This window comes from Caulobacter sp. GW821-FHT12D05, assembly GCF_058807295.1.
In genome coordinates this window covers 964,219-988,332 of sequence record NZ_JBXAQO010000004.1, presented here as the reverse complement: position 1 = coordinate 988,332, position 24,114 = coordinate 964,219, and the positions used below count along the sequence as shown (strand labels likewise).

Sequence of the window (24,114 nt, the reverse complement as noted above, 5' to 3'; positions counted from 1 at the left end):
TGACATGACAGCTCGGTAAGGTTTACCGGCGAGGCGGCGGTGCTAGGGTCGCGCCCACGACTTTCGGAGATCTTCGCGCAATGATCCGCACCGCCAAGCTGGCCCTCGCAGCCGCCGCCCTGTTCTCGACCACGGCGCTGTCGCCCGTGGCCATGGCGGCGACGAAGGCCAAACCGAAGCCCGCCGCGCCGGCGGCTTCGTCGATCGCGGTCCCGCCGATCGTCTACCAGCAGCGTGTCCTGCCTAATGGCATGAAGGTCCTGACCTCGCGCGACACCACGACCCCGAACGTCTCGGTGCAGGTCTGGTACGGCGTCGGCTCCAAGGACGATCCGCACGGTCGCTCGGGCTTCGCGCACCTCTTTGAACACCTGATGTTCAAGGCCACGCGCAACATGCCCAACGAGACGCTGGACCGCCTGACCGAGGACGTCGGCGGCTTCAACAACGCGTCGACCTGGGACGACTTCACCAACTATTACGAGGTGGTGCCCGCCAACCACCTGGAGCGCCTGCTGTGGGCCGAGGCCGATCGCCTCAAGTCCCTGGTCATCGACGAATCGGTGTTCGCCTCCGAGCGCGACGTCGTGAAGGAAGAGCTGCGCCAGCGCGTCCTGGCCGATCCTTATGGCCGCTTCTTCGCGCTGTCGATCCCGCAGCAGTCGTACAACACCCACCCCTACCAGCGCCCGGGCATCGGCTCGATCGAGGAGCTGGACGCGGCCACCGTGGACGACGTGCGGGCGTTCCACCGCACCTACTACCGGCCCGACAATGCGGCGCTGATCATCGTCGGCAATTTCGACCAGGCCAAGCTGGACGCGCTGATCGACCAGTACTTCGTCCCGATCGCCAAGCCGGCGGGGGATATCCCCAAGGTCACGGCGGTCGAGCCGGCCCGCACGGGCCCCAAGAGCATCAACACCTACGGCCCCAACGTGCCGCTGCCGGCCCTGGCCATCACCTGGCTGGCCCCGGCCGCCGCCGATAAGGACGTCCCGGCCCTGACCGTGCTGGACGCGGTGCTGTCGGCCGGCAAGTCCTCGCGCCTCTATGACAGCCTGGTCTACGACCAGAAGATCGCCCAGTCGGTGTTCTCCAGCGCCCCGAACAACGCCCAGCCGGGCCTGTTCTACGTCGGCGCCATCATGGCTGGCGGCAAGACCGTGGCCCAGGGCGAGACGGCCCTGCGCGCCCAGGTGGCCCGCGTCCGCGACGGCCTCGTCACGCCCGCCGAACTTGCTGAAGCCAAGGCCGGGCTGCTGGCCGACGCCGTCCGCCGCCGCGAGGAGATCGACGGCCGCGCCTTCGCCATCGGCTACGCGCTGGAGACCGAAGGCGATCCCGCCGCCGCCAACACCAGCCTGGCCAAGCTGCAAGCCGTCACCGCCGCCGACGTCCAGCGCGTCGCCAAGAAGTACCTGGCCGACGACCGCCGCACGGTGATCCGCTACCTGGCCGAAAAGGATAAACCGGCCGGCGAGAAGGACGCCACGCCGGCGATCCCCAAGGTCGCTTCGGTGAAGTACGACGGCCCGGTCACCGTCCTGGCGCCGGAAGGCGAGCGCGAGAAGATCCCGGCCGTCGCCGCCCCGATCGATGCGGTGCTGCCGACCCCCGCCGAAAAGACCCTGGCCAACGGCCTGCGGGTCATCGTCGCCAAGTCCAGCGACCTGCCGCTGATCACCGCCGACCTGACCGTCAAGGGCGGGGCCAGCTCGGACCCCACGGGCCTGGCCGGCACGTCCAGCCTGACCTCGGAACTGCTGACCGAAGGCACCACCAGCCGCTCGGCGACCCAGATCGCCCGCGAGACCGAGGCCCTGGGCGCCAATCTGGAAGCCGGTTCGGGCTGGGAGGCCGCCTCCCTGACCCTCAGCGTCACGGCGAACAACGCCGCCCCGGCCATGGCCATCATGGCCGACGTCGCCCAGCACCCGGCCTTCTCGACCGAGGAGCTGGACCGCGTCCGCACCGAGACCCTCGACAGCCTGTCGGTCGCCTATCAGCGCCCCGGCAGCCTGGCCAGCTACGCGGTCGGCCCTGTGCTCTATGCCGGCAGCGCCTATGGCCACGTGGCCGGCGGCACGCCCGGCTCGCTGCCCAAGGTCAAGCGCACGGACCTGGCCAAGACCCACGCCGCCTACTGGCGTCCGGACAATGCGGTGCTGGTGCTGACCGGCAACCTGACGCCGCAGGCGGGCTTTGCTTTGGCTGAGAAGGCGTTCGGCGGCTGGAAGAAACCCGCCTCGCCGCCGCCCGCCGCCCCGGCCGCGCCCACGGGCTACAAGCCGCGCAACCTGGTGATCGACCTGCCCGGCACCGGCCAGGCGGCCGTGACCCTGGCCAAGCCGGCCATCACCCGCGCCGATCCCAGCTACTACCAGGGCATTGTCGCCAATACGGTGCTGGGCGTCGGTTATTCCTCGCGCCTGAACCAGGAGATCCGCATCAAGCGCGGCCTGTCGTACGGCGCCGGCTCCAGCCTGACGCCGCAAGGCCGCTTCGGCGGCTTCTCGGCCCGGGTGCAGACCAAGAACCCGTCGGCCGGCGAGGTCGTCACCCTGACCCGCGCCGAACTGACCCGCCTGGGCGCGCAGCCGGCCTCGGCCGGCGAACTGGCGGCGCGCAAGTCGGTGCTGGTCGGCGGCTTTGGCCGTGACCTGGGCACCTCGGAGGGCCTGGCCAACATCCTGGGCAACCTGGCCGTCTACGGCGTGCCGCTGACCGAGATCCAGAGCTACGCCGCCAAAGTTGAGGCGGTGAGCCCCGCTGAGGTCCAGGCCTTCGCCAAGACCAACCTGGATCCGGCCCAGATGAGCGTCATCGTCGCCGGCGACGCCAAGGCCATGGGCGAGGACCTGACCAAGGCCGCGCCGGGCGCCACGGTGATCGCCGCCGACAAGCTGGACCTCGACGCGGCCAGCCTGCAAAAGTAGGCGCAGTATTGGTCCCACGATCCGATGAGGTCTCATGGACGAGGTCGACATCGCGATCGTGGGCGCCGGCGCCGCCGGGCTCGCCGCCGCTGAAGCCGTGGCCGCCAGCGGTCTCTCCGGAATCCTGCTCGAGGCCCGCGACCGCCTGGGCGGCCGGGCCCATACGATCGACACCTCGCTGGGCCCCATCGACCTGGGCTGCGAGTGGCTGCACTCGGCCGACCAGAACCCGCTGGTGGAACGCGTCGAGGCCCTGGGCCTGACGGTCGACAAGACCCCGCCGCCCTGGGCCAATATCGCCGACAACCCGGTCTTCCCCCGCGAAGAGCGCGCCGCGTTTGGCGAAGCCTTCCAGGCCGTGGACGCCCGCATCGAAGCGGCGGCCCGCGACGGCGGCCCCGATCGCCCGGCCTCGGATCTGCTGGATCCGGGCAGCCCCTGGAACCCGCTGCTGAACGCCTTCAGCGCTTTCTACAACGGGGCCGAGTTCGACCAGGTCTCGCTGCACGACTACGCGGCTTACGAGGACACCGAGGTCAACTGGCGGGTCACCGAGGGCTACGGCACGGCCATCGCCGGCCTGGGCGGCAAGCTGGCGACGCACCTGTCGTGCCCGGTCACCATGATCCGCCATGACGGGCCGCGCGTGGCGCTGGAGACGGCGCTGGGCACGGTCTCCGCCCGCGCGGTCATCATCTGCGTGCCGACCACGATCCTGGCCCAGGGCGCCCTGCGCTTCATGCCCGCCCTGCCCGACAAGCTGGACGCCGCCGCCGGCCTGCCGCTGGGTCTGGCCGACAAGGTGTTCCTGCGGCTGGACGAACCGGAGATGTTCGAAGCCGAGACCCAGCTCTATAGCGACCCGCACACCACGGCGACCGGGGCCTATCACCTGCGGCCGCTGCACAAGCCGATGATCGAGGTGTTCCTGGGCGGCGCCCACGCCCGCTCTCTGGAAGGCCAGGGCGAAGGCGCGGCGGCGGCCTTCGCCGTCGAGGGGCTGGTCGGCGTCTACGGGTCGGGCACCCGCTCGAAGGTCCATGTCATCGCCGAGACCCACTGGGCCGCCGACCCGTTCGCCGGCGGCTCCTATTCCCACGCCCTGCCCGGCCATGCCGGCGCGCGGGCGGTGCTGGCCGCGCCGGTCGAGCAGCGCCTGTTCTTCGCCGGCGAGGCCTGCAGCCCCAACTTCTTCTCCACCGCCCACGGCGCCTGGCTGACGGGCCAGGCGGCGGCGCGGGCGGCGATCGCTTCTCTCGTTTGAGGGGGCCTTACTTAGCCGGCTTGGCCAGCAGGTCGCGGATCTCGGTCAGCAGCTTTTCTTCCGGGGTCGGGGCCGGCGGGGCCGAGGGCGCGGGTTCGGCGGCGTCGGCGCGGCGGATGCTGTTGACCGCCTTGACCAGCAGGAACACCACGGCCGCGACGATGAAGAACTGGATCAGGGTGTTGATGAAGGCGCCGTACTGGATCGACACCTTCTCGATCGCCTCGGTCGCCGGATTCTCGGGCTTGAGCACCCATTCCAGCTTGGAGAAGTCGAGGCCGCCAGTCAGCAGGCCGATCGGCGGCATGATCACCTGGTCGACCAGGCTTTTGACGATGCCGTTGAAGGCCGCGCCGATGATCACGCCGACGGCCAGGTCGATGACGTTGCCGCGCGAGATGAACTCGCGGAATTCCTTGACGACGCTCATGACAGATCCCTCGCTGCCTTAAAAACAAGGCGCAAAGGCTGAGGGCGTTCGCCGGCCAGGGTCAACCCCAGCGTACGATTGTTGTTATTCGTCGCCGTCGGCGTTGAGGCGGGCGCGCAGTTCCTTGCCGCTCTTGAAGAACGGCACGTGCTTGGCGCGGACCTCGACGGCCTCGCCGGTGCGCGGGTTGCGGCCGGTGCGGGCGGGACGCGAGCGGACCGACAGGGCCCCGAAGCCACGCAGTTCTACGCGGCCGCCGTCTTCCAACGCGCCGATCATACGCTCCAGGATCACGCCGACTACGCGTTCGACGTCCTTCTGCGTCAGGTGCGGATTTTCATTCGCGAGCCTGGCGATGAGTTCAGACTTGATCATCGATATCCCCGGAACGCCCCTGGAGGAGAAAGGCGCGAGCGGACCTTTGCCCAACGACGGCTGAGTCTTCAAGGGGTTGCGTGTGATTCTCGAACGAGGTTCGGTTAATCGCCACCCTCAAGAAGCCTTCGGCGCGCGGATGATCAGAGGCTGGTCGGCCAGCCGGCGGCGCACCTTGTTGGCCTCTTCGGCCTGGTCGAACGGCAGTTCGCGACCCGCGCTCTGGTCGGCCTCGAGGAAGACCGCCTTGCCGCCCTCCATCTGCGCGACCCGCGTGGTGTCGATATTGGCGACCCGGCCGCTATAGACCGGCCCCTTGACCGTGAAGCCGGCCCCGCCGCCGGGCAGGGTCACCTCGATCAGGGCCTTCTTGAAGCTGGGGAATGGCGTGGCGAACGGCGCGTCGGCATTGGGGCCGGGCTCGCGGCGCGGGAACTGGGCGGCCTTGCCCGAGCCCGACATCGGCAGGCGCCATTCCAACAGGCCGACATCGTCGTTCAGCCGCCAGTCCATGTCGGCCGTGCCGCCGATGGTCATGGTGACGGCGCCGTCGTCGGCGACCGCCCAGTCCAGGGTCTCGATCTTCAGCCAGCTGTTGGAGGCCGAGAAGCTCTGGCGGAAATTGCGCTCGATGTCGGCGCGCGGCGCGCTTTCGATCAGCCGCGCGATCTGCCGGCCCGAGTCGCCGCGCATGATCATGGTCACGACCGACTTGGCCGGCTTGTCCAGGCCCGCCGAAGCATCCAGGCGCATGGCCGCGTCCAGGTCCGGCCGGCTGGGCGCCTGCTGCACGATCGGCTCCAGCATCGCGCCCGACGCCTTGATCGGCAGGCCCCACAGGAACGGCGGCGCGGCCAGGCTGCTGAGACCACCCCGGTCACCGGTGCGCGTGCCGTCCAGCCAGTAGGGCTTGTCGTCGATGAAGGCGCGGACCAGCACGTGGTTGAACTGGCTGGCAGACGGCACGCGCTGGTCCAGGCCGTCGGCGGCGGGGCTGGCGAAGACCACGACGGGCTCGGCCCGGATGCCCAAGCCCTTCAGCAGGGCCAGGAGCAGCACCGTCTTGCCCTTGCAGTCGCCGAAGCGTCGCGCCCAGGTCTCGTCGGCCGAGGCGGGCTTGTAGCCGCCGTCGCCCATGGACAGCAGCAGATAGCGGGTCTTGTCCTCGACCAGCTGCAGAGCCTTGAAGGCGCGGACCTTGGGATCGGGGCTGGCGGCGGCGATGGCGGCGATCTCGGCCTTGATCGGCGAGTCCGGCTTCAGGGTCATGGCCTGCGCGTACAGCGGCGCCATCGGCGCGACGACGTCGGCCCAGCCGCGATAGGTGGTGGCCTGGATCTCGCCCACCCGCTGGAAGCGCAGCGGCGCGCCGGCCGGCGGCTTGGGCGCGATCGTGCCCGTCTGGTCGACCAGCAGCTCATTCAGCTCGCCCGCCTTGCCGATCTTCGGGTCGGGGAAGCCCGGCGTGGCCTTCCAGGTCAGCGGCACGCCGTCGGGCCACAGCATCCGCACGCGATGGCGGCCGATCGCGCCGGCCCAGCCCATGCGCTCGAAGTCGCTGGCGCGCGGGCCCAAAATCGGGTCGCGCCGCTCGATGCTGTAGGACCAGTCGATCATGTCGCCGACCCGCAGGTCCTTGAGCTGGATCGTCGCCGTCATACGGCCGTCCAGCACCGCCTTCTCCAGGTCCTTCTCTCGACGCAGGACCAGGACGTCCTCGCCGCTCTTTAGCAGGTCGATACGCTGGCCGTCGCGGATCAGCGCCAAGCCGTGCAGGGTGACCTTGTCGCGGCTGGGCTCCCAGGTGATCGAGCGTGAGCCCGACGACAGCCCCTCGGGCTTCAGCACCTTGGCGATGCGGCGGTTGTAGTAGTCCAGCCCGTCCTTGCCGAGCAGGGACTGGCTGTCGTCGAGCACGGCCTGGATGGCGGGGGCCTGGGCCGCGTCCGGCACGGCCGGGACATCGGCGACGTTCACCCAGGCCGCGGGCGGGCCATAGCTGGGCTTGTCGTCGGCCCACGCGGCGCTCGCCAGCGCCACAACCGATACCGCGGCAAACGCCGCCGTCTTCCAAACCCGCACGCCAAGCCCCCCCAAACTCAACCTCAGGCTAGTCTTGGCAGTCTTTCTCGCAAAAGAAAACGGTGGCTGGATTGCTCCAGCCCCCTTGGCTCGCAAAAGAAAACGGCGGCCGGATTGCTCCGGCCGCCGCTGACTTCAAACTCACAAGGAGCGTGAAGACTATTCCTTGGAAGCGCGCTCGCGGAGAGCGGCGCCCAGGATGTCGCCCAGCGAAGCGCCGGAGTCCGACGAGCCGAACTGCTCGATGGCTTCCTTCTCTTCGGCCATTTCCAGCGACTTGATCGACAGCGACACGCGGCGAGCCGCCTTGTCGATGTTGGTGATCTGAGCGTCGACGCGGTCACCCACGGCGAAGCGCTCCGGACGCTGCTCTTGACGATCGCGCGACAGGTCCGACTTGCGGATGAAGGCGGTCATCGGGGCGTCGTCTTCGCCGAAGCGAACTTCGATGCCGCCCGAGGTGACTTCCGTGACGGTGACGGTCACGGTCTGGTTCTTGCGGTAGGTGTCGCCCGACATCGGGTCGCCAGCCAGCTGCTTGATGCCCAGCGAGATGCGTTCCTTCTCGATGTCGACATCCAGGACCTTCGCCTTGACGACGTCGCCCTTCTTGTAGCGCGCCATGGCTTCTTCGCCCGGGACGCTCCAGTCGATGTCCGACAGGTGCACCATGCCGTCGATGTCGTTGTCGAGGCCGATGAACAGACCGAATTCGGTCGCGTTCTTGACTTCGCCTTCGACCGACGAGCCGACCGGGTGAGCCTCAACGAAGGCTTCCCACGGGTTGGCCAGGGCTTGCTTCAGGCCCAGCGAAACGCGGCGCTTGGACGGATCGACGTCCAGCACGACGACGTCGACTTCCTGCGAGGTCGAGACGATCTTGCCGGGGTGGACGTTCTTCTTGGTCCAGGACATTTCCGAGACGTGCACCAGGCCTTCAACGCCGGCTTCCAGCTCCACGAAAGCGCCGTAGTCGGTGATGTTGGTGATGCGGCCCGTGAACTTGGCGCCGACCGGGTACTTGGCTTCAACGCCATCCCACGGATCCGACTGCAGCTGCTTCATGCCGAGGCTGATGCGCTGGGTGTCCGGGTTGATCTTGACGATCTGGACCTTCACGGTGTCGCCCACGGCGAGCACTTGGCTCGGGTGGTTGACGCGCTTCCAGCTCATGTCGGTGACGTGCAGCAGGCCGTCGATGCCGCCCAGGTCAACGAACGCACCGTAGTCGGTGATGTTCTTGACGACGCCTTCGCGGATTTCACCCTCTTGCAGCTGCGACACCAGTTCGGTGCGCTGCTCGGCGCGGGCTTCTTCCAGGATGGCGCGACGCGAGACGACGATGTTGCCGCGCGGACGGTCCATCTTGAGGATGGCGAAGGGCTGTTCCTTGCCCATCAGCGGACCGACGTCGCGGACCGGACGGATGTCGACTTGCGAGCCCGGCAGGAAGGCCGAGGCGCCGCCCAGGTCGACGGTGAAGCCACCCTTCACGCGGCCGACGATGGCGCCCATGACGGGTTCGTTGCGGGCGTAGACGCCTTCCAGACGGGTCCAGGCTTCTTCGCGCTTGGCCTTTTCGCGGCTGATGACCGCTTCGCCCATCGCGTTTTCGAGGCGTTCCAGGAAGACTTCGACGGTGTCGCCGGTCTTGATGGTGGCCTTGCCGTTCTCGTCGACGCCGAATTCCTTCAGCTGGACGCGACCTTCGGTCTTCAGACCGACGTCGATGATGGCGAAGTCCTTTTCGATCCCGACGACCTTGCCTTTGACGACGGTGCCTTCCGCGAAGTCGCGGCCGCCCATCGAGTCGTTCAGCAGCGCTTCGAAATCGTCGCGCGTCGGGTTGAAGCTCATATCGTCAGCCATGCTGATCTTTAGTCTCTAGGTTGGGGGAAGCCCTGCGATGAGCGCCGCTGGAGAAAGCGGTTCTCGGGATTCCGGATGAATTGGGTTTTCTGCGATCCCGCGATTTCTCTCTATCGCGGCGAGGTCGGCGGTGGATTTGCCCAGAACCTGAAGGCTCTTTAGCGGGCGCGCGCGTCCTCGACGATACGGCGGGCCGCATCGAAGGCCTGCTCTATACTCATTTCAGAGGTGTCGAGCAAGACGGCGTCGGCGGCCTGCGTCATCGGCGCGTCCTTGCGGCCGCCGTCACGTTCGTCGCGCTTGCGGATATCGGCCAGGATCTCGTCGAAGGTGACGTTTTCGCCCTGGCCGACCAGCTGTTTCCAGCGGCGGTCGGCGCGGACCTGCGGGCTCGCGGTGACATAGAGCTTGGCCGGCGCCTCGGGAGCGATGACCGTGCCGATGTCGCGGCCGTCGATCACCGCGCCGCCCTCTTGGGTGGCGAAGGCGCGCTGCAGGTCGAACAGGGCCTTGCGCACGCCCGGATGCACGGCGCAGCGGCTGGCGGCCTCGCCGGCGGCGCGGGTGCGCACCTCCGGCTTTTCCAGCTCGGCCAGGGTCAGGCCGCGCGCCTGGTCTTCGGCGAAGGCGGGATCGTCCAGATCGCCGCCGGCGGCCAGGATCCGCACCCCGACGGCGCGATAAAGCAGGCCGGTGTCCAGCATCGGCAGGCCATAGGCCGCCGCCAGGCGCGAGGCGATCGTGCCCTTGCCCGAAGCGGCCGGCCCGTCGACGGCGATCACGAAGCCCATGCTCAAGCCTCGGTCAGGGTGGCGCCCAGGCCGCGCATCAGGTCGGAGAACCCCGGGAAGCTGGTGGCGATCATGCCTGGCTCGTCGACCGCGACGGCCTCCTGCGCGGCCATGCCCAGGATCAGGTGGCTCATGGCGATGCGGTGATCGCCGTGGGTGACCACGGTCGCGCCGCCCTTGGGCGGTTGGCCGTTCCCGGTGACGATGAAGCCTTCCGGCTCCTCGACCACCTGGACGCCGCAGGCCTTCAGGCCGTTGGCGGTCAGGGCGATGCGGTCGCTTTCCTTGACGCGCATCTCGCCGACGCCGCGCATCACCGTCTCGCCTTCAGCGAAGGCGGCGGCGACGGCCAGGATCGGATATTCGTCGATCATCGCCGGCGCGCGCTCGGGCGGGACGACCACGCCCTTGAGCTTGGAATAGCGGGCGGTGATGTCGCCGACCTCCTCGCCGCTGGCCACGCGCTGGTTCGAGATCACCAGGTCCGCGCCCATTTCCTGCAGCGTTGTGAAGAGGCCGGTGCGCAGGTCGTTGAGCATCACGCCCTCGACCGTCACTTCCGAGCCGGGGACGATCAGGCCGGCCACCAGCGGGAAAGCCGCCGACGACGGGTCGCCCGGCACCGCCACGTGGGTCCCGGTCAGCTTCTGGCCTTCGGGCAGGCGGATGTGGCGGAAGGTCTTTTCGCCGACGACGCGGTCCTCGACAATCACCTCGGCCCCGAAGGCGCGCAGCATGCGCTCGGTGTGGTCGCGGGTGGCTTCCGGCTCGATCACCTCGACGCCGCCCTCGGCATGCAGGCCGGCCAGCAGCACGGCCGACTTCACCTGGGCCGAGGCCATGGGCAGGGTATAGTTCAGGCCGCGCAGGGCGCCGCCCTTCAGGGTCAGGGGCAGGCGGCCCTTGTCGCGGCCCAGCCAGGTCGCGCCCATGCGGGCCAGCGGATCCAGCACCCGGCCCATCGGACGGCCGCGCAGCGAGCTATCGCCAGTAAACGTGGCGCACATCGCAAAACCGGCGGCCGCGCCCATGATCAGGCGCACGCCGGTGCCGGCGTTGCCGCAGTCGATCACGTCGACGGGCTCCTGGAAGCCGCCATTGCCTTCGATGCGCCAGCGACCGACGCCTTCCTGCTCAATCCGCGCGCCAAAGGCCTGCATGGCCCGCGCGGTGGCGAGAACGTCGTCGCCTTCCAGCAGGCCTTCCACCGTCGTGGTGCCAGACGCCAGCGCGCCCAGGATCATCGATCGGTGGGAAATGGACTTGTCGCCCGGGGCCCGCACGATCCCTCGCAGAGCGCCTGCGGGTGCGCTCTTTAATCCAGCCGACGACATGCCGAAACCGGCTCCTTAGTACTTGGTGGTTTTCGCGAAGGGGTTTGCTTTTGACAGCGGGCTCACGCCATGGCAAGTGACCGGCCGCTTTTCCCATCCGGATCAAAGGGTCGCCAATTGGCCAATCCCGACCTGGGCGCAAAACAAATCTGCCCCAACTGCCAATCGAAGTTCTACGACCTCAACCGCCGTCCGGCCGTCTGCCCCAAGTGTGGTGAGCAGTTCGACCCGGAAGAGGCGCTGAAGTCCCGTCGTGTCCGCGCGCGTTCGATCACGCCGGACTATGACGCTGAGGACGAAAAGGAAGCCCCCGCTCCGAAGGAGCCGGACGGCTACGAGGACGAAGCCGACGAAACGCCGGAAATCGACGAGGCCGCCGAGGCGGATGTCGTCGAGACCGACGATGAGGACGCTGAACCCGGCGTCACGCCCGCGGGCGGTGACGACCTAGGCGTCGACTTCGCCGAGGACGAAGACCTCGCCGAAGACGAAGCCGACGACGTTCCGTTCCTGGAGGACGAGGACGACGACGACAATCTCGACGACGAGATCGAAGGTCTGCCCGGCGAGGGCGACGAAGACTAATCGTCGGGAGTGATCCCTTCGTGGATAGCCGGTTTCGGGCTTCTGAAACCGGCTATCCACAGGGGTTTTCCGGGGTGCGACACTTTTCTCGAAAAAAGTTCGCGAAGGGGGTTGATCCCCGAAAAATCCCGGACTAGTTTCCGCGCCTCTTCGGAGGGCGACGCAAGTCGGAAACGCCGAAGAGACCAATGATTTCCGAGAGTTACCGCAAGGTTCTCGAAGAAATTTTGGGGCTATAGCTCAGCTGGTAGAGCGCTTGAATGGCATTCAAGAGGTCAGCGGTTCGACTCCGCTTAGCTCCACCATCAAGGCCCGGACGGAAACGTCCGGGCCTTGTCCATTTCTGGACCCAACTTTCTCCATCCTCTTGAACCGTCCGGTCACGGTCGCCATTTCTGGATCCGTGTCGTGGGGATCGGCGCCGGTCCTCGGGCTTTTCTCCGCGAACGAAGTCGCTTGAGCGAGGACTTCGCGATGAACCGGACCATCATGTTCGACAGCCCCTTTCTGCTGGGCTTCGAACACACCCGAGACCTGATCGAGCGCGCCGCCAAGGCCGCCTCGGAAAGCTATCCGCCTTACAACGTCGAGCAGGCCGACCACGGCGGCGTGCGCATCACCCTGGCGGTCGCCGGCTTTTCGCCCGAGCAGCTGCAGGTGACGGTCGAGGGCGGCCAGTTGGTGGTCGCCGGCAAGCGCGATAGCGAAGGCAGCCGTTCCGAGGCCGAGCGGGCCTTCCTGCACCGTGGCATCGCCGCCCGGGGCTTCGTGCGCACCTTCGTCCTCGCGGAGGGCATGGAAGTGACCGCAGCGACCCTGGAGCACGGCCTGCTGCACATCGACCTGGCGCGCCCGGAACCCGAGCGTCTCGTTAAAAGAATTCCCATTCGCAGCGCGGGCTGAACGCCGCGCGGAACCCGCCCCTTCCGGCCCGGCGCTGAACCGGCCGGTGAGAGGCGCGTTCCCTAGTCAAGGAGGTGGTCATCATGACGCCCAACACCCACCACAACCCGCTTTTCACGAGCGAAGCTTTCGCGGCCCTCGGCGCGCCCGATCTCGTCTATGTCCGGCCGATCAAGGCCGCCGAGATCCTGGCCGACGTCCCGGAAGGCGTGGAGGACTTCAACCTGGCGCCTGACCAGACCCTCTACGCCGTGTGCCGCGCCGACGGCGCTCGCCTGGCGGTGATGATCGACCGCGACACGGCGATCGCCGCCGCCCTGGCCCACGAACTGGCCCCGGTGTCGGTGCACTAGGTCACCGCCTCAGCGAGCGCCCTGGAAGCCTTCAGGACGCTCGCCGCCGGCTTCAGCGGATGAAGTAGCCGCCCACCACCCAAGCCGTCCCCTCGCGGGCCAGCACCACGGTTTCGACCGCGTCGGACTTGTTGGCGAAGGCCGTATCGAACTGCACGATCCTGTAGTCGCCGTCCGGCGCGCCTGGCAGCGTCGTCGTGCTCTGGATGCTCTTGAGGGAACGGGACGACACGGATCCAAGCTGAGCGCGCAGCGGCTGGACCATCGACACCCAGCCGGCCTCGGTGATCTTGGACCGGAACGAGGGCGCGGACGTCTTCCAGCTCTCGCCCCACCGCTGCCCGTCCAGCAGCTTCGCCCAGGCCTCCGCCGTCGCCGCGCTCGCCTTGTCCGACGCGCTGACCGACGTGGACAACGCCACCGGCGTCACGGCCGGTTTCATCCCGCCATCGCCTTGCATCACCGTCGCCAACACGACCACCGCGACTATCGCCAACATGACCATCCCTCGAAAGAGCCACGCGGAGGCCTGCGTCCTCCGTGGCGGGTTATCGGATGCGTCATGGTCTCGGCCCGGGAGCGCCGCGGCGGCGACCCCCAAAAGCTTGTCCCCCGAGAAATTTGGGTCCTCGGCCTGCGCCAGCAGCCTGGCGGCTTCCCGGCTGCTGCCGACGCCGAGTTTGCGCCGCGCCTCGCGCAGGCGCTCGTTCACCGTATGGACGGACAGGCCGAGCGCCGTGGCGGCCGACTTGGCGTCATGGCCCCGGAGCAGGAGCCGCAAGGTCTGCTTCTCACGCTCACTGAGAGTGTGAACACGCCCCTGCATCGCCGCACGCCCCTCCAACCCAAGGTGGATAGGTTAGGGGCACAGGCTGCAAACCGCTACAGGTTGAACGGACGGTCGTGACGTCGGGCCTTAAGCCCCCTACGCCGCCGTGCTGGTCGCTTCGTGGGTCAGCAACACGTGGAGGGCGTCGGCCGAGCGGGCCTGGCGCAGGGCCGCCCGCATTTCGGGCTGGCGCATCATCCGCGCGACGCGGGCCAGGGCGCGCAGGTGCGCGGCATTGGCTTCGCGAGGAGCGAACAGGGCCACCAGGAGGTCGACAGGCTTGTCGTCGAGGGCGTCGAAGGCCACGGGCGCATCCAGGCGCACCACGACGGCGCGGACACGATCCAGGCCGTCCACACGCGCGTGCGGGATGGCGACACCTTCGCCCACGCCGGTCGAGCCGGCGGCTTCACGATCAACCAGGCCTTCGAGGACCGCATCGACGTCGAGGCCGAGCACGCGGCCCGCCACGTCGGCGACCATCGAAAGGGCTTGGCGTTTGCCAGGAGCGCCAGCGCGCAGCGCCACCGCTCCGGGGTCCAGAAGATCGCCAATGGTCATGGACTTCTAACGCTCGCTCGTTGTCGACCGCCTTGGCGTCGCCGTCGGGGGTCCGCCGACGACGCCATCCCACCATGCCATGGTCGGATTAGCTCGCGGTTGACCCGTGCCCGTTTAGCGACTTCGTGCGTTCGGGGTCGATCCAGCCGATATTCCCGTCTGGACGCCGGTACACCACGGACAATCCGCCGTGGGCGGCGTTCCTAAACACGATTGCCGGGTAAGCGGTCAAGTCCAGTTCCATGACAGCCATGGAAACGGTCATCGTCTTCACCGCGGCCTGTGTCTCCGCGATGACCATCGCCGCGGGCGCGCCCGTCGGGTGGTCAGCCTCCACGTCCCAGTCGTGTTCTTCGTGCTCTTCGACTTCGGGAGCCTTGAGGACGAACATCGCGGCGTTCTCGACCTGCTTGGCCGTGGCCGCCTCGGAGTGGCTCTTCAGCCGCCGCTTGTAGCGCCTGATGCGCGTATCGATCTTGGACAGGGCGGAGTCGAACGCCGCGTGTGCGTCGCCTCCCGATCCATGACTGATGAGCTGCTGGCCCGAAGCCAATTTTACCGAGCAATCGACACGGAAGGCGTAGCCCTCCTTGCTGACCACGACCTCGGCGTTACCGCCGCGATCGAAGTATTTCCCAATGCTCAGGGCGATTTCGTCGGAGACTCGCACTCGCAGAGCCTCACCAACGTCGACATGCTTGCCGGAGACTTGGACTTGCATATCGATACAACGCGCCTGTCCAAGTCGGGTGTCAAGCGGCGCTTTAAAGGCCTGTGGACGACCTCAGACGAGACCTGAAAACACGCCCAGAAGCTTGCGCACGGCCATCACGACAACGTGCGCGCTGACGAACAGCAGAGCCCCGCTGCCCAGCGCCATCAGGTAGCCCAACAGCGCCAGAACGCCGTCCCTCTGCAGCAGAGCGAGCGCCAAAACCGCGACCGTCGCGCCGGGCGCCAGGTTGCCCAGCGGGATGGGCAGAACCAGCACAAGGGCCAGCAAGGTGCAGACCACGCCGATGGCCCGCTCGCCCAGAGGTGCGAACATCGGTCGCAGGCGCGGACGGGTGACCAGTTCCATGCTGCGGACGATCGGACCCAGGCGCTTGAACAGGCCACGCAGGTCGGCGCGCTTCAGGGGCTTTTCCATCAGGCCGCGTGGCAGCCACGGCGTCTCGGCCCCCATGGCGATCTGCGGGGCCAGGAACAGGATCGGCAGGGACAGGAGGGTCGAGGAGCCCGGCGGCAAGGGCAGGCAGTTCAGCAACCCGAAGACCAGCAGCATGGCCCCGAAAGCCCGGCTCTCGAACGCCTCCAGCATCTGACCGACCGTAAGCGTGGGACGAGCATCCTCGCCGAAGCCCTCGATCACGTCCGCCAGACTTTTTTCGCTCATCACAACTGTTCCCACCGCCACGAAACACGCGGCCCAAAAAAGCGGGAGAGGAGCGTTAGACCGCTTCCTTCATCTGACGACGGCGTTCGACCGACGACGGGATCCGCATGGCTTCGCGGTACTTGGCCACGGTCCGGCGGGCGATGTCGACCCCGGCGGCCTTGAGAATTTCGACGATGGCGTCGTCGGAGTGCACTTGGGCCTCGGTCTTCTCGGCGTCGACCAGGCCCTTGATCTTGTGACGGACGCTGGCGGCCGAGTGGGCCTCGCCGCCTTCCGACGACTGGATGGCCGAGGTGAAGAAGAACTTCAGCTCGAACACGCCGCGCGGGGTGGCGATGTACTTGTTGGAGGTGACGCGGCTGACCGTGCTCTCGTGCATGCCGATGGCGTCGGCGACGGTCTTCAGGTTCAGCGGGCGCAGGTGCTCGACGCCGAAGGCCAGGAAGCCGTCCTGCTGGCGGACGATCTCGCTGGAGACCTTCAGGATGGTCTTGGCGCGCTGGTCCAGGCTCTTCACCAACCAGTTGGCCGTGGCCATGCAGTCCGAGACGAAGGTCTTTTCCTGATCCGTGCGCGCGCCCTTGGAAATGCGGGCGTGATAGCGCTGGTCGACCAGCACGCGCGGCAGGGTGTCGGTGTTCAGCTCGACGTGCCACATGCCGCCCAGGCCCTCGCGGACCATGACGTCGGGCACCAGGGTCTCGGCCGGCTCGCTATGATAGGCCGCGCCCGGACGCGGGTTCAGCGACCGGATCTCGGCGACCATCTCGCGCAGGTCTTCGTCGTCCACGCCGCAGAGGCGGCGCAAGCTCGCCATGTCGCGCTTGGCCAAGAGCTCGAGATTGTCGAGCATGGCAGCCATGCAGGGGTCGTAGCGGTTCAGGTCCTTCAGCTGCAGCGCCAGGCACTCGCGCACGTCGCGGGCGAAGACGCCGACGGGCTCGAAGCCCTGCAGGATAGCCAGGGTCTCCTCGACCATCTCCAGCTTGCAGCCGAGGCGCGCGGCCAGCTCGATGACGTCCAGGCGCAGGTAGCCGCCCTCGTCGACGGCGTCGATCAGGATCTCGGCGATGGCGTTGCGAGCCGGCGACAGCGCCGCCTGGACCAGTTGCGAGCGCAGGTGAGCGGAAAGGGTAGGAACGTCGGTCAGGGCGCTCTCATAGCCCTCGTCGCCTTCGAACGAGCCGCCGCCGCCGGCGCGCGACCAGTCGATCTGGCCGCCGGCGTGTTCGGCCTCGGCGCCGTCGCCCGTGGCGCGTTCGCCGGGCGAGACGTCTTCGTGCGGGGCGTCCATCTCGCGGCCGGCCGTCGTGTCGGCCACGGCGTCCAGCTGGGTCAGGCTGACGTCGCGTTCGCTTTCGACCTCTTTGGCCGGTTCGGACTCGCCCTCATCGCGTTGCAGGAGCGGGTTACGCTCCAGCTCCTGCTCGACGAAAGCGTCGAGCTCGATGTTCGACAGTTGCAGCAGCTTGATAGCCTGCTGCAGCTGCGGGGTGATGACGAGGCCCTGACCCTGACGGATCTCGAGGCGGTGGCTGAGCGCCAATGCGCCCTCCTGACAAATCGAAAAACTTCGATCGCCATTGAAGGGCCTGTTTGGTTAACGGGTCGCCAACGCCTGCAATATCCGGGCCGGTGCGACGTTCCGTCCCGGAAAATATCATGCCAGAGCTATTAGCCCTTGCGGGACAAGCACTTGATCCGGGTGCGGAGGGGTGACGCAGGCTATTTTTGCCCACCCCTGCGCCAATTAATCCCCGAGGCGGGGCTCGCTGAAGCTGTCGCCCAGATAGACGCGCTTAACTTCCGGATTGTCGACGATCTCGCGCGGCGAACCTTCGAACAGAACTTCACCGGCGTGGATGATCGAGGCGCGGTCGATGATGTCCAGCGTCTCGCGCACATTGTGGTCGGTAATGAGAATGCCGATGCCGCGACCCTTCAGGTAGCCGACCACCTCGCGGATGTCGGCGATGGCCAGGGGGTCGATGCCGGCGAAGGGCTCGTCCAGCAGCATGAAGGACGGCTCGGACGCCAGGGCGCGGGCGATTTCCACGCGGCGACGCTCACCACCCGACAGGGCGACGGCGGGCGACTTGCGGATGTGGGTGATGCGCAGTTCTTCCAGGATGCTGGTGACCTGCTCACGCGCCTTGCGCTGGTCCTTCTGGCGCATCTCGACCACGGCCATGACGTTCTGCTCGACCGTCATGCCCCGGAAGATCGAGGCTTCCTGCGGCAGGTAGCCAACGCCGAGGCGGGCGCGCTGGAACATCGGCTGGGCGGTGATGTTCTCGCCGTCCAGATAGATCGCGCCGTAGTCGGCGGCGATCAGGCCGGTGACCATGTAGAAGCAGGTCGTCTTGCCGGCGCCGTTGGGACCCAGCAGGCCCGCGACTTCGCCGCGCTTGAGACGCAGGGAGACGTTCTTGACGACCGGACGGTCGCCGAACGACTTGCCCACGGAATCGACGAACAGGCCGTCCATGTCGTTGGAGGTCAGGGTCATGAAGACAGGGTCCTAGCGCGGAGCGGCGGGCGTATCGGCCGCGGCCGGCGCGGTCTTGTTCTCGTCCTGATAGAAGACGGCCCGCACCCGCTTGGGCGCGGCGCGACCCGTGCTGTTGGATTCCAGCTTGGCGTCGTTGGTCTTGGTGTTGACCGTCAGGCGGTCGCCGCGCGCCACGTCCTTGCCCTTGACCAGCACCACGTCGCCCGTGACGACGGCGATGTTGTTGTCGAAGGTGTAGACGGCTCGGTCGCCGCGAGCCTGCTGCTGGTCGCTGACCAGATAGACGCTGCCCTCGGCTTCCATGCGCTGGGCGTTGCCGCAGGCATTGGCGTTGTCGGCCGTGGACTTGCGGGCGCTGTACACCGTCACCTGCCGGGCCCGCAGGCGCGACCGGTTCTGCAGGATCTCCACGTTGCCGCGGAAGATCGTGATGCACTTGCTGTTGATCGTTTCCTGCTGATCAGCGGACACGTCGATCGGCGCGCTCGAGTCGCCCACCTGGGCGCTAGCCGCACCGGCCGAGCTGGCCAGGATCAACGCGGTCATCGCCGCAGCCGTCCATCGCTTCATCAGAACCATGTCCTCATCCGTCGCGGTTCGCGTCACGAGCGAACCTGCGCCATTGATTGTCTTTACTGCCGTTCGAACCGCGCGCGAACCCCGCCCCGGAAAACGATGCGATCGCCCTTGTCATATACGGAGTAGGCGCTGGATTGCACCTGTCCGCTGGGACCTTCGCCGTTCATCGTGGTTTCGCCCGTCACGTCGCCCGTCTGGGTATTCACGAAAGCGCCTTCCGACGCGAAGCGGTAACCCGCTCCGTCGTCCATCCGGACATCCTGTTTCAAGGCCAGGCTGAAGTCGTCCTGGCGATAGACGCCGTGCTTGGCGGTCATCCGCGTCGGCGTCGGCGAGCCCAGGTCCAGGGTCAGGGCCGGGTCGTCCAGAATGATGCGGCGCGGGTCGTTGTCGTCGCGGATCGCCGAGCGCGCGGTGATCATGAAGCTGCGGCCCTCGGTCGACTGACCATAGAAGCGCGGCGTGATCAGGCGGATCTCGGTCTTGGCCTCGGTCGGCGGATGGGTCGCGGCCATGTAGGTGCGCCAGCCGACCTGCGTGGCCACGATCAGGACCAGGCCGCCGATCGCGATCGGCAGGATGATCCGCGCAGCCAGGACGCGGCGCGAACGACGGCGCCAGCGCGCGAGATCGGCGCTCAGCGTTCGTTCGGAAATGGCCGCGGCGGAGTGCATGGCTGGTTATGCGTGAGCGAAGATGTCCATCTCCTCCCAACCGGCCAGGTCCAGCGAGGCGCGGTGGGGGAGATAGTCGAAGGCGGCTTGCGCGTGGCCCATCCGGCCTTCGCGCTCGAGCATGATGTTCAGCTTGTCGCGCAGGGCGTGCAGGTGCAGCACGTCCGAGGCGGCGTAGGCGACCTGGTCGGCGCTCAGCGAGGGCGCGCCCCAGTCCGACGACTGCTGGACCTTGGACAGCTCCACGCCCAACAGTTCGCGCGTCACGTCCTTCAGGCCGTGGCGGTCCGTATAGGTCCGGGCCAGCTTCGAGGCGATCTTGGTGCAATAGACGGGCGCGGTCACGACTCCCAGATGGAGTTCGAACATGGCGATATCAAAGCGCCCGAAGTGAAAAAGCTTCAGGACGGCCGGATTCGTCAGCAGGGCCTTCAGGTTCGGGCAGTCGTAGGTCGCGCGATTCAGGCGCACCACATGGGCGTCGCCGTCGCCCGACGACAGCTGGACCACGCACAGCGGGTCACGACCCAGGCGCAGGCCCATGGTCTCCGAATCGATCGCAATGACGGTAGCGCCGGCGAAGACGTCGGCGGGCAGATCGCCCTCGTGAACAAAATTGGCCAAGTCTCAGAAATCTCCGGCGAAGAGTCGGGCGCGTCCGCGCGCGAACGCGACGAACCACGCGCTCGATAGAAGCGCGTGACACTTATACTCACGATGAACGGGATATCTATCCGCCAGACCATCAACCGTCGGCGATATCGCCATCGGGAAGTTTGGCGCCACCCCCGCTTCAAATGAAGCTGATAAGGGGTGGTGCCCAGGAGAGGACTCGAACCTCCACGACCTTTCGGTCACTGGCACCTGAAGCCAGCGCGTCTACCAATTCCGCCACCTGGGCCCGCTGCGCAACCGGGTAGGTCGCTGCGAGGCCGGGACGTTTAGGGAAAGCTTCTGACGCCGTCAACAGACAAAAATCGACAAAGCGTGATTTCTTGCGAACGAGCCCCGCGTCGTCTAATTCCCCCTTATCGCGGTGGGGTCACCGCAGGCGACGAGGAATGAAGATGCAAGGTCTGGTCACGGTGTTCGGCGGCTCCGGTTTCGTGGGCGGCCAGGTCGTGCGGGCGCTCGCCAAGGCGGGCCATCGCGTACGGGTGGCCGTGCGCCAGCCCAACCTCGCCTACAAGATGCGCATGCTGGGCGATGTCGGCCAGATCGAAGTGGTCCAGGCCAATGTCCGCAACCCAGCTTCGGTGGCCCGCGCCCTGGACGGCGCCGAGGCCTGCGTGAACCTGGTGGGCGTGCTCTGGGAGAGCGGCCGCCAGAAGTTCCAGTCGCTGCACGTGATGGCCGCCCAGAACGTGGCCCAGGCCGCCGCCAAGGCCGGTGTGAAGCACTTCGTGCAGGTCAGCGCCCTGGGCGCCAACGCCGACAGCCAATCCAAGTACTACCGCACCAAGGCCGAGGGCGAAGCCGCTGTGCGCGCCGCCTTCCCGGGCGCGACGATCGTGCGTCCGTCGCTGGTCTTCGGTGTCGACGACCGGTTCTTCAACAAGTTCGCCCAGATCGCCACCCTGGCGCCGATCATGCCGCTGGTCGGCGGTGAGACCCGCGTCCAGCCGGTGTTCGTCGCCGACGTCGCCGCCGTGATCGCCAAGGCCGCGACCAATCCGGCCGCCGTGGGCGTCACCTACGAGCTGGGCGGTCCGACCGTCTACACGATGCGCGAAGTCCTGCAGCTGATCCTGACCGAGACCGGCCGCAACAAGCCGCTCGCCCCGCTGCCCTGGCCGATCGCCTCGCTGATCGGCTCGCTGGGCGACCTGCAAGCCTCGGTGATCCCGTGGGCCCCGCCGCTGACGTCGGACCAGGTCGAGATGCTGAAGACCGACAACGTCGCCGAGCACGGCCTGCCGGGCCTGGCCGAGGCCGGCGTGATCGGCACGAGCGTCGAGGCCGTGGTCCCGACCTACCTCTACCGCTATCGCAAGGGTGGCCAGTACGCCGAGACCCCGGCGGGCGCGTTCTAAGAAACTAGATCCCCCCCCAGCGGGGGAGGCGGCCGAAGGCCGGAGGGGGAAGTGATGCCGAGCCGGCCGCTTCCCTCTCCGTCGTCTCTTCGAGCCGACACCTCTCCCCTGGGGAGAGGGTCTATCAGTGGTGCAGGTACAGCACCGCCAGGCCGCCGACGCCCACCACGATCCGCCACCAGGCGAACGGGGCGAAGCCGCGCTTGCCGATGAAGTCCAGCATGTACTTCACGACCACCAGGCCCGACAGGAACGATACGACAAAGCCGATGCCGACGATGCCGATATGGCCAGCGTCCAGGGCGTCGCGGTTCTTGTAGACGTCCAGGGCGAAGGCTCCGACCATGATCGGGATGGCCATGAAGAAGCTGAACTCGGCCGCCGCCCGGCGCTCGATGCCGAACAGCATGGAGCCGACGATGGTCGAACCCGAGCGCGAGACGCCCGGGATCAGCGACAGGCACTGGAACAGGCCGACGATCAGCACCTTGTGCAGCGGCAGGTTCATGGCGTCGTGATCGACGGCCGCCGGGGCCTTGCGGTCGATGAACAGCAGGATCACCCCGCCGATCAGCAGCGACCAGCAGATGATCAGCGGGCTCTCGAACAGAAATTTCTTGATCACGTCGTGCAGCAGCAGGCCCGCGACGAAGGCCGGGATCACCGCGACGATGACGCTGAGCGCGAAACGCCGCGCCTCGGGCTTGGTCGGCAGGCCGATCAGCACGCCCCACAGCTTCTGAAAGTACAGGGCCACCACCGCCAGGATCGCCCCCAGCTGGATCAGCACGATGAAGGTGTCCCAGCTGGGATCCTTCAGCCCCATGGCCTCCTTGGCCAGCAGCAGATGGCCGGTGGAGGAGACGGGAATGAACTCCGTCAGCCCCTCGACCAGACCCAGAATGATGGCGCTCAACCAGTCAGGCATTTTTCCGCTCCAAACCCGGTCCTGGCGTGCGCCCGACACGGTAAATAGGTCGTAAATCCACAAAGTGGACTATATCGAGGTTCTCTTGCGAGTCGATCTCAAAGCCCACGTCCAAAACAGGGATATATCGGTCTACTATTTTGACCACCACATTCTTCTTGCCCCAAAGAGTCCGTATGAGGCCCGCGAGAGCAATTTTTCTCCTTCGGGAGATACGGGGAAAGTCGCATGGCCGAACGCATGCTGAAATTCACGACGGTGGCCCGCAAGACGCCTGAAAAGCGTGCGGCCGCCGAGCGTTCGGGCGACTTCCACGAGATCTATGCCGACTTCATCGACGCCAAGGCCAACGAGCAGGCCTCGCGTTGTTCGCAGTGCGGCGTGCCGTTCTGCCAGACCCACTGCCCGCTGCACAACAACATCCCCGACTGGTTGCGGATGACGGCCGAGGGCCGCCTGGAAGAAGCCTACGCCCTGTCGCAGGCGACCAATTCCATGCCGGAAGTCTGCGGCAGGATCTGCCCCCAGGATCGCCTGTGCGAAGGCAACTGCGTTATCGAGCAATCGGGTCACGGCACCGTGACGATCGGCTCGGTCGAACGCTACCTGACCGACAAGGCCTGGGAAAACGGCTGGGTGAAGCCGCTGGTGGCCGGTCCGGCCCTCGGCCAGTCGGTCGGCGTCGTCGGCGCGGGCCCCGCGGGCCTGGCCGCCGCCGAGAAGCTGCGCGAAGCCGGCTACGATGTCACCGTCTATGACCGCCACGACCGCGCCGGCGGCCTGCTGATCTACGGCATCCCCGGCTTCAAGCTGGAGAAGGACGTCGTCGAGCGCCGCACGAAGCGCCTGGCCGATGGCGGCGTGGAGTTCAAGCTGGGCTTCGAGGTCGGCAAGGACGCCTCCCTGGAAGACCTGCGCGCCAAGCACGACGCGGTGCTGATCGCCGTTGGCGTCTATGCCGCGCGCGACCTGACCGTGCCGGGCGGCGGCAGCAAGGGCGTGGTGCCCGCGCTGGACTACCTGATCGCCTCCAACCGCCAGGACCTGGGCGACACCGTGCCGGAGATCGAGTCCGGCCTGCTGAACGCTGACGGCAAGGACGTCGTCGTGGTCGGCGGCGGCGACACCGCCATGGACTGCGTGCGCACCGCCATCCGCCAGGGCGCCAGCTCGGTCACCTGCCTCTATCGCCGCGACAAGGCCAACATGCCCGGCTCGATGCGCGAAGTGGCCAACGCCGAGGAAGAGGGCGTCACCTTCGAATGGCTAGCCGCTCCGCGCGCCCTGTCGGGTGAGGCCGAGGCCGTCACCGGCGTGCGCGCCATCCGCATGCGCCTGGGCGCTCCGGACGCCTCGGGCCGCCAGAGCCCCGAGGAAATCCCCGGCGGCGACTTCGACCGTCCGGCCCAACTGGTGGTCAAGGCCCTGGGCTTCGAGCCCGAGAACCTGCCGGAATCCTGGTCGGCGCCGGACCTGAAGGTCACCCGCTGGGGTACGGTCAAGGCCGACGTCCGCAACCAGATGACCAATCTGGACGGCGTGTTCGCCGCCGGCGACATCGTGCGCGGCGCTTCGCTGGTGGTCTGGGCGATCAAGGACGGCCGCGACGCCGCCGACGCCATCCACCGTTACCTGCAGGCCAAGGTCAGCTCCGCGCTGATCGCGGCGGAATAA

General features: G+C 67.3%; 22 protein-coding genes, 2 tRNA genes and 2 pseudogenes. 9 read left to right on the top strand and 17 right to left on the bottom strand.

Features of this window, described 5'->3' with window-relative positions:
• Window positions 1-80 precede the first annotated feature (80 nt).
• Together AC1RRR_RS22970 and AC1RRR_RS22965 are read left to right on the top strand one after the other, a co-directional pair.
• A complete protein-coding gene (locus AC1RRR_RS22970) occupies window positions 81-2,939 on the top strand; it encodes a M16 family metallopeptidase (RefSeq protein ID WP_492816428.1) in 2,859 nt (952 codons plus the stop codon).
• Window positions 2,940-2,973: 34 nt separating this feature from the next.
• Entirely contained in the window at window positions 2,974-4,203 is a 1,230-nt protein-coding gene (locus AC1RRR_RS22965; RefSeq protein ID WP_492816426.1) for a flavin monoamine oxidase family protein, read from the top strand.
• 7 nt (window positions 4,204-4,210) lie between these two features.
• Here the strand turns inward: AC1RRR_RS22965 and mscL are convergent, their stop codons facing one another.
• The 6 genes from mscL to aroA all read right to left on the bottom strand — a co-directional run bounded on the left by mscL (window position 4,211) and on the right by aroA (window position 11,084).
• Window positions 4,211-4,633, bottom strand: coding sequence for a large-conductance mechanosensitive channel protein MscL (gene mscL / locus AC1RRR_RS22960; RefSeq protein ID WP_492816424.1), 423 nt, complete (start codon window positions 4,631-4,633; stop codon window positions 4,211-4,213).
• An 84-nt stretch (window positions 4,634-4,717) separates the two neighbouring features.
• Window positions 4,718-5,008, bottom strand: a complete 291-nt coding sequence (locus AC1RRR_RS22955) for an integration host factor subunit beta (RefSeq protein ID WP_004617135.1) — start codon at window positions 5,006-5,008, stop codon at window positions 4,718-4,720.
• Between the two features lie 117 nt (window positions 5,009-5,125).
• Window positions 5,126-7,090: a DUF3857 domain-containing protein gene (locus AC1RRR_RS22950; protein WP_492816421.1), complete on the bottom strand. Its 1,965-nt coding sequence runs from the start codon at window positions 7,088-7,090 to the stop codon at window positions 5,126-5,128.
• A 159-nt stretch (window positions 7,091-7,249) separates the two neighbouring features.
• The gene (gene rpsA, locus AC1RRR_RS22945; protein WP_492816419.1) at window positions 7,250-8,959 is read right to left on the bottom strand and encodes a 30S ribosomal protein S1; all 1,710 of its coding nucleotides are present in this window, start codon (window positions 8,957-8,959) and stop codon (window positions 7,250-7,252) included.
• 158 nt (window positions 8,960-9,117) lie between these two features.
• Window positions 9,118-9,750 (bottom strand): (d)CMP kinase, encoded by a 633-nt coding sequence (cmk, locus tag AC1RRR_RS22940; RefSeq protein WP_492816603.1) that lies wholly within the window; start codon window positions 9,748-9,750, stop codon window positions 9,118-9,120.
• 2 nt (window positions 9,751-9,752) lie between these two features.
• A complete protein-coding gene (gene aroA / locus AC1RRR_RS22935) occupies window positions 9,753-11,084 on the bottom strand; it encodes a 3-phosphoshikimate 1-carboxyvinyltransferase (RefSeq protein ID WP_492816417.1) in 1,332 nt (443 codons plus the stop codon).
• Window positions 11,085-11,201: 117 nt separating this feature from the next.
• Between aroA and AC1RRR_RS22930 the strand changes: the two genes are divergently transcribed.
• From AC1RRR_RS22930 to AC1RRR_RS22915, 4 genes are all read left to right on the top strand, one after another.
• Window positions 11,202-11,669: a TIGR02300 family protein gene (locus tag AC1RRR_RS22930; RefSeq protein ID WP_492816415.1), complete on the top strand. Its 468-nt coding sequence runs from the start codon at window positions 11,202-11,204 to the stop codon at window positions 11,667-11,669.
• A gap of 229 nt (window positions 11,670-11,898) precedes the next feature.
• Window positions 11,899-11,974: transfer RNA gene (locus AC1RRR_RS22925), tRNA-Ala, on the top strand.
• A 169-nt stretch (window positions 11,975-12,143) separates the two neighbouring features.
• Window positions 12,144-12,572, top strand: a complete 429-nt coding sequence (locus tag AC1RRR_RS22920) for an Hsp20 family protein (protein WP_492816413.1) — start codon at window positions 12,144-12,146, stop codon at window positions 12,570-12,572.
• An 83-nt stretch (window positions 12,573-12,655) separates the two neighbouring features.
• Window positions 12,656-12,925: a DUF1150 family protein gene (locus AC1RRR_RS22915; protein WP_354068258.1), complete on the top strand. Its 270-nt coding sequence runs from the start codon at window positions 12,656-12,658 to the stop codon at window positions 12,923-12,925.
• A 52-nt stretch (window positions 12,926-12,977) separates the two neighbouring features.
• Here the strand turns inward: AC1RRR_RS22915 and AC1RRR_RS22910 are convergent, their stop codons facing one another.
• From AC1RRR_RS22910 to AC1RRR_RS22865, 10 genes and pseudogenes are all read right to left on the bottom strand, one after another.
• A complete protein-coding gene (locus AC1RRR_RS22910) occupies window positions 12,978-13,751 on the bottom strand; it encodes a helix-turn-helix domain-containing protein (protein WP_492816410.1) in 774 nt (257 codons plus the stop codon).
• 99 nt (window positions 13,752-13,850) lie between these two features.
• Window positions 13,851-14,315: a PTS IIA-like nitrogen regulatory protein PtsN gene (ptsN, locus tag AC1RRR_RS22905; protein WP_492816408.1), complete on the bottom strand. Its 465-nt coding sequence runs from the start codon at window positions 14,313-14,315 to the stop codon at window positions 13,851-13,853.
• Between the two features lie 88 nt (window positions 14,316-14,403).
• On the bottom strand, window positions 14,404-15,036 hold the full coding sequence (gene hpf / locus AC1RRR_RS22900) for a ribosome hibernation-promoting factor, HPF/YfiA family (RefSeq protein WP_492816406.1): 633 nt from the start codon (window positions 15,034-15,036) through the stop codon (window positions 14,404-14,406).
• Window positions 15,037-15,099: 63 nt separating this feature from the next.
• Window positions 15,100-15,714 carry an exopolysaccharide biosynthesis protein gene (locus tag AC1RRR_RS22895; RefSeq protein ID WP_492816404.1) on the bottom strand — a complete coding sequence of 205 codons (615 nt, stop codon included), beginning with the start codon at window positions 15,712-15,714 and terminating at the stop codon, window positions 15,100-15,102.
• Between the two features lie 52 nt (window positions 15,715-15,766).
• On the bottom strand, window positions 15,767-17,260 hold the full coding sequence (gene rpoN / locus AC1RRR_RS22890) for an RNA polymerase factor sigma-54 (RefSeq protein ID WP_492816402.1): 1,494 nt from the start codon (window positions 17,258-17,260) through the stop codon (window positions 15,767-15,769).
• Between the two features lie 204 nt (window positions 17,261-17,464).
• Window positions 17,465-18,223, bottom strand: coding sequence for an LPS export ABC transporter ATP-binding protein (gene lptB / locus AC1RRR_RS22885; protein ID WP_492816400.1), 759 nt, complete (start codon window positions 18,221-18,223; stop codon window positions 17,465-17,467).
• Window positions 18,224-18,235: 12 nt separating this feature from the next.
• Window positions 18,236-18,796 carry an LptA/OstA family protein gene (locus AC1RRR_RS22880; RefSeq protein ID WP_492816398.1) on the bottom strand — a complete coding sequence of 187 codons (561 nt, stop codon included), beginning with the start codon at window positions 18,794-18,796 and terminating at the stop codon, window positions 18,236-18,238.
• Window positions 18,797-18,858: 62 nt separating this feature from the next.
• Window positions 18,859-19,519, bottom strand: a pseudogene (gene lptC, locus AC1RRR_RS22875) (LPS export ABC transporter periplasmic protein LptC).
• On the bottom strand, window positions 19,486-20,103 hold the full coding sequence (locus AC1RRR_RS22870) for a ribonuclease D (protein ID WP_492816396.1): 618 nt from the start codon (window positions 20,101-20,103) through the stop codon (window positions 19,486-19,488). The pseudogene lptC and the gene AC1RRR_RS22870 overlap by 34 nt, the downstream one beginning before the upstream one ends.
• A gap of 190 nt (window positions 20,104-20,293) precedes the next feature.
• Window positions 20,294-20,380, bottom strand: a tRNA-Leu gene (locus tag AC1RRR_RS22865).
• Window positions 20,381-20,546: 166 nt separating this feature from the next.
• On the opposite strand from AC1RRR_RS22865, the gene AC1RRR_RS22860 reads away from it, so the two are divergent.
• Both AC1RRR_RS22860 and AC1RRR_RS22855 read left to right on the top strand, forming a co-directional pair.
• Entirely contained in the window at window positions 20,547-21,512 is a 966-nt protein-coding gene (locus AC1RRR_RS22860) for a complex I NDUFA9 subunit family protein (protein ID WP_492816601.1), read from the top strand.
• 11 nt (window positions 21,513-21,523) lie between these two features.
• Window positions 21,524-21,595, top strand: a pseudogene (locus tag AC1RRR_RS22855) (hypothetical protein); the annotation flags it as partial.
• Window positions 21,596-21,636: 41 nt separating this feature from the next.
• On the opposite strand, the gene AC1RRR_RS22850 reads toward AC1RRR_RS22855, so the two are convergent.
• The gene (locus AC1RRR_RS22850; protein WP_492816394.1) at window positions 21,637-22,440 is read right to left on the bottom strand and encodes an undecaprenyl-diphosphate phosphatase; all 804 of its coding nucleotides are present in this window, start codon (window positions 22,438-22,440) and stop codon (window positions 21,637-21,639) included.
• Between the two features lie 228 nt (window positions 22,441-22,668).
• Between AC1RRR_RS22850 and AC1RRR_RS22845 the strand changes: the two genes are divergently transcribed.
• Window positions 22,669-24,114, top strand: coding sequence for an NAD(P)-dependent oxidoreductase (locus AC1RRR_RS22845; protein ID WP_492816392.1), 1,446 nt, complete (start codon window positions 22,669-22,671; stop codon window positions 24,112-24,114).